At 65.3% G+C, this 5,062-nt stretch carries 5 protein-coding genes; 2 read left to right on the top strand and 3 right to left on the bottom strand.

The window, feature by feature from the left end:
• Positions 1-721: aldehyde dehydrogenase family protein (locus AC1D00_RS26045; RefSeq protein WP_477012621.1), on the bottom strand; the 721-nt coding region annotated here is incomplete at its 3' end.
• 185 nt (positions 722-906) lie between these two features.
• A complete protein-coding gene (locus AC1D00_RS26050) occupies positions 907-1,227 on the bottom strand; it encodes a hypothetical protein (protein WP_027542058.1) in 321 nt (106 codons plus the stop codon).
• A 348-nt stretch (positions 1,228-1,575) separates the two neighbouring features.
• On the opposite strand from AC1D00_RS26050, the gene AC1D00_RS26055 reads away from it, so the two are divergent.
• On the top strand, positions 1,576-2,769 hold the full coding sequence (locus tag AC1D00_RS26055; RefSeq protein ID WP_477012622.1) for a serine hydrolase domain-containing protein: 1,194 nt from the start codon (positions 1,576-1,578) through the stop codon (positions 2,767-2,769).
• Between the two features lie 184 nt (positions 2,770-2,953).
• Here the strand turns inward: AC1D00_RS26055 and AC1D00_RS26060 are convergent, their stop codons facing one another.
• Positions 2,954-3,955 (bottom strand): adenosine kinase, encoded by a 1,002-nt coding sequence (locus AC1D00_RS26060; RefSeq protein ID WP_477012623.1) that lies wholly within the window; start codon positions 3,953-3,955, stop codon positions 2,954-2,956.
• 124 nt (positions 3,956-4,079) lie between these two features.
• Here AC1D00_RS26060 and AC1D00_RS26065 point away from each other — a divergent pair.
• Positions 4,080-5,062 (top strand): lipid II flippase MurJ (locus AC1D00_RS26065; RefSeq protein WP_477012624.1); only part of this gene is annotated, 983 nt, incomplete at its 3' end.

Consider the following 5,062-nt stretch of genomic DNA (forward strand, 5'->3'; position numbering starts at 1 on the left):
GGACCGCAGGATGCTCGCACAGCACCTTGCCGATCGGCGGCGCATCGCCGGTGATGATGTTGAGCACGCCCTTAGGGATGCCGGCCTTCTCGGCGAGCACGGCCAGCGCCAGCGCCGACAGCGGCGTCTCGTTGGCGGGCTTCAGCACTACGGTGCAGCCGGCCGCAAGCGCCGGCGAGACCTTGCGCGTGATCATCGAGTTCGGGAAATTCCACGGCGTGATCGCGCCGCAGACGCCGATCGGCTGCTTGATCGCGAGCAGGCGCGCATCAGGGCGCTGTGTCGGAATGGTTTCGCCATAGACGCGGCGGGCTTCCTCGGCGAAGAACTCGATATAGGCCGCGCCGATGTCGACCTCGCCGAGCGCCTCGGAGAGCGGCTTGCCCTGCTCGGAGGTGAGGATCAGCGCGAGATCCTCGCGGTTGGCGACGATCAGATCGAACCATTTGCGCAAAATGTTGGAGCGCTGCTTGGCGGTGAGCTTGGCCCAGGCGGGAAAGGCGCGCTCGGCGGCTTCGACCGCCTTGGTGGTCTCGTCCGCGCCAAGCTGCGGGACTTTGGCGAGCTCGACGCCGGTCGCAGGATTGTTGACGGCAAAGACCGGCGTGCCGACCCAGGCGCCGTCGATGTAGCAAGCTTCCTTCAGCAGCGAGGGGTCCTTCAACCGGTCGCGCAGAGTGGCGGTGGCGTGCTGGGCGCGTGCGGCGGCGRTCGGGGTCATGGCGTTACTCCTCAGGGCGCGTTCGGATCGGCCCGGAATATAGGGACAGACGGCGCACAATGCACCGCCCCGCAACGCACATCAGGTGAGAGCTAAACTCGCAGCGGCGATCCCTTACCTCTCCCCGGCGAGGAGAGGTGGGGCATCGCGACCGCTGCAGCAGGTCAACCCAGTCTCGTCGTCGTTTAGGCCGCGCCGCTCATATAGGTCTCGCGCCGGCCGATCATGCGCTCGGCGGCGGCCTTGGCGTCGGACTTCGAGGAGGTCGCGCAGGTCCGGTATTCGAGGTCGGGAACGCCCGAGGTGTCGCGGCGGCCAAACCACGACTTCGAGCCGACCGGCAGCAGCGCCAGCGCCTGCGCCAGATTGTCGACCGCACCGAAGGAGTAGAGCGCGCCGCTGCCGGCGATGCGGACCTCGTAAATGCCGGGCGAGATCGGCGCCTCGAGATTGTCGCCCCGTCCGGGACGGGGATAGCGCTTCCATTCGCTCCAGGTTGAAATCATCAGAGGTCCCCCTCGCGGCCGGTGCCGGCCGCCAAAATTTGTATCAAGTCCTAACGTCCACGGCTGATTGGGCCCGTTGCCAAACGCCGCAACGCACAAAATGTTTCGGGTGCTTCAAACACGCGAAACATATCGCCAGAGCCCATCCACGGTCACGGTTCGTTGCGGCCATCCACCGCAGATTGTGACGGAGTGTTGCAGTTGAGCCGCCTTGTCGTCCTGCGCGAGGCGCGGGCCGTCAAGTCACGACATCGCGACCGGCGGAGGCATCGGGACGCGCTTGCCGCGCGGGGCACGCAGGAGGACAATCGATCACTTCCAACAATAATCAAACCGGAGGAAATGCGTATGCGAAGCCAAGCCCAGATCGACGAGATTCTGCGTAAGACGAGCGACGCCAAGGAAATTCCCGGTGTCGTCGCCATCGCCGCCAGCAGTAACGACGTGCTGTATCAAAGCGCGTTCGGCAACCGCGATCTGTCCAAGCCCGACGCGATGACAACGGACAGCGTGTTCTGGATCGCCTCGATGACGAAGGCGGTGACATCGGCGGGCGCGATGCAACTGGTCGAGCAAGGCAAGCTGTCGCTGGACGCGCCGATCGGTGACGTGTTACCCGACCTCGCCAAGCCGCAGGTCCTCGAAGGCTTTGACGCCAAGGGCGAGCCGAAGCTGCGGCCGGCCAAGGGCGCGATCACGCTGCGCCAGCTCATGACCCATACCGCCGGCTTTGCCTACAATGTGTGGAACGGCGATCTCGCGGTCTACTTGGAGAAGACCGGAACTCCGAACATCTTCTCCTGCCAGGACATCGCGCTGAAGACGCCGATCATGTCTGATCCCGGTACGCGCTGGGAATATGGCATCAACATCGACTTCGTCGGCAAGGCGGTGGAAGCCGTGAGCGGCAAGCGGCTCGATGCCTATCTGCGCGACAATCTCTTCACCCCGCTCGGCATGAGCGACACCGGCTTCAAGATCACCGACAACATGCGCCAGCGGCTAGTCGCCACCCATGCTCGCGGCGAGGATGGATCGCTGACGCCGATCCCGTTCGAGATCGAGCAGAATCCGGAATTTTGCATGGGTGGTGGCGGCCTTTACGGCACTGCCGGCGACTACATCAAGTTCACCCAGATGATCCTCAACAAGGGCCGCGGCAACGGCAGCCAGGTGCTGAAGCCCGAGACGGTCGCGACGATGGGCCAGAACCACATCGGCGATCTCACCATTGGCAAGATGACGACGGTTGCGCCCATGTACACCAACGATGTCGATCTCTTCCCTGACATCGTGAAGAAGTGGGGGCTGTCCTTCCTGATCAATACCGCCAAAACGCCGGAGGGCCGCAGTGCCGGCAGCCTCGCCTGGGCTGGTCTCGCCAACACCTATTTCTGGATCGATCCGGCGCGCGATGTTTCCGGCGTGATCCTGATGCAGGTGTTGCCGTTCGTCGACGCCAAGTGCATCGAGGCCTTCACGGGATTCGAGCGCGGGGTCTATGCCGGGCTCGATGCGGGGAGCGGGCAGAAGGCGGCGTGAGGGACGCTGTTCTCACCACGCGACAACTGTCATTCCCTGCGAAAGCGGGGGATGACAGTACGCCGCAGCTTTTCGATGAACCGCTGACGTCTCGGAGTACTGGATCGCCCGGTCAAGCCGGGCGATGACAGCGGAGGATGAGGCACGAGCGTGCCTCTCGCAATGACGGGGAGAGAGGCGAGCCTTAAACCGTCAGCCCGCGCTGCTGCGCCAGCTCCTTCAGCGACACCTGCGGCCGCGCGCCGATGTGCTGGATCACTTCGGCAGCCGCGAGCGCGCCGAGCTCGCCGCACTGCTTGTGCGCGAGGTTGCGCGAAAGACCGTACAGGAAGCCCGCCGCGAACAGATCGCCGGCGCCGGTGGTATCCACCAGCTTCGCGATCGGCGAGGCCGGAGCTGCGACGGCCTCGGTCGGTGTCACCACCATGCAGCCCTTCTCGCTGCGGGTGACTACGCCGAGATTGACGTCGTTGCGCAGCTGCTTCAGCGCCGCGTCGAAGTCCGAGGTCGCGTAGAGAGAATGCAGCTCGGATTCGTTGGCAAACACGATGTCGACGGTGCCGTTGCGCATCAAGGACAGGAACTCGTCGCGGTAACGATCGACGCAGAAGGAATCCGACAGCGTCAGCGCCACCTTGCGCCTGGCGTCATGGGCGATCTTGGCTGCCTTGACGAAGGCTTCCTTGGCGTTCTTGGGGTCCCAGAGATAGCCCTCGAGATAGACGATCCCGGCGCTCGCGATCTCGGCCGGGTCGATGTCGGCGGGCGACAAATCCTGCGCCGCGCCGAGATAGGTGTTCATGGTGCGCTCGCCATCGCCCGTGACCAGGATGTAGGAGCAGCCGGTGGCGGGGCCGTCCTTCGCGGCGGGCGTGTTGAAGGCGACGCCGGCGGCGCGGATGTCGTGGACGTAGAGCTTGCCGATCTGGTCGTCCTTGACCTTGCCGACATAGGCGGCACGCGCACCGAGGCTGCCGATGCCGACGATGGTGTTGGCGGCCGAGCCCCCCGAGACTTCCGTCGCCGGGCCCATGTCCTGGTAGATGGCGGCGGCCCGCGCCTCGTCGATCAGGGACATGCTGCCCTTGGTCATGCCGTGCTTGGCTAGAAAAGCCTCGTCGGTCCTGACCAGGACGTCGAACAGCGCGTTGCCAATCCCGAGAACGTCATATTTCACGTCAGCCATTCACCTTGATCCTGTTGCCGGATTGCGATTGCCGGGAAAATCCGCTTCCTGTCGGCCTGAAATCTGGCCCGCGGCCTATCACGACCCGGCCTTCGCGGGCAAGCCACGGTATTATGCACGCGCAATGATCCGCTCCTTCCTGACCGTCTCGACGGGAACACTGGCMTCGCGGTTGCTGGGCTTCGCCCGCGATTCCCTGATCGCGGCGCTGCTCGGCACCGGCGCGGTGGCGGATGCGTTTCTGGCGGCCTTCCAGCTCGTCAACGTGGTGCGGCGGCTGCTCAGCGAAGGGGCACTGAACGCGGCACTGGTCCCGGCATGGCTGCGCGTCCGTGACCGCGATGGCGAGGCGGCTGCATCTGCCTTCGCCGGACGCGTGCTCGGCACGGTCAGCGCGGCCCTGATCGCGATCTCGGTCGTCATTGCGCTGTTGATGCCGCTGATCATCACGGTGATCGCGCCGGGATTTCTCGGGAGCAGCACCCTCGATCTCGCCGTCCAGAACGCGCGGCTGATGCTGCCCTATCTCGCTTTCGCCGGCCCCGTCACGGTGCTGATGGGGCTGCTCAATGCGCAAGGACGTTTTGCCCTCACGGCGTTCTCGCCGCTGCTGTTCAACATCGCCCTGATCGCTGCGATTGCGGTGCTGCTGATCTGGCATGCCGATGCGACCTTCGCCGCGTGGATGCTGGCGGCGACCGTCGGCATCGCCGGGCTACTGCAACTCGCCATGCTGCTGTCGCAGCGAAGCGGCCGCCTCGCCACGCCGTTGCGCGCCAATTTCGACAAGGAGATGCGCGGCTTCTTCGCCAAGGCCATCCCCGGCATGATCGCAAGCTCGGGCCCGCAATGGCTGATGGTGGCCGGCGCGATCGTCGCTTCGGCGACGCCCTCTGCCGTCTCCTGGCTCTATTTCGCCAACCGCCTGATCGAGCTGCCGCTCGGCATCGTCGGCGTCGCCATGGGTACCGTGCTGGTGCCGGAGCTCACACGCGCCGTCAGCGGCGGCGACCGCGAGGCGGTGGCGCATGCGGAATCGCGCGCGCTGGAACTTGCGATCGGGCTCGCGCTGCCGGCAACGCTCGGCCTGATCGTGCTGGCCGAGCC

The sequence above is a fragment of the Bradyrhizobium sp. P2_E8 genome, assembly GCF_056403875.1.

What these genes read in the sequence shown, in the direction of transcription:
- AC1D00_RS26050 (WP_027542058.1), bottom strand. Translation starts at nt 1,227, where the DNA reads ATGATTTCAACCTGGAGCGAATGGAAGCGCTATCCCCGTCCCGGACGG.
- AC1D00_RS26055 (WP_477012622.1), top strand. Translation starts at nt 1,576, where the DNA reads ATGCGAAGCCAAGCCCAGATCGACGAGATTCTGCGTAAGACGAGCGAC.
- AC1D00_RS26060 (WP_477012623.1), bottom strand. Translation starts at nt 3,955, where the DNA reads ATGGCTGACGTGAAATATGACGTTCTCGGGATTGGCAACGCGCTGTTC.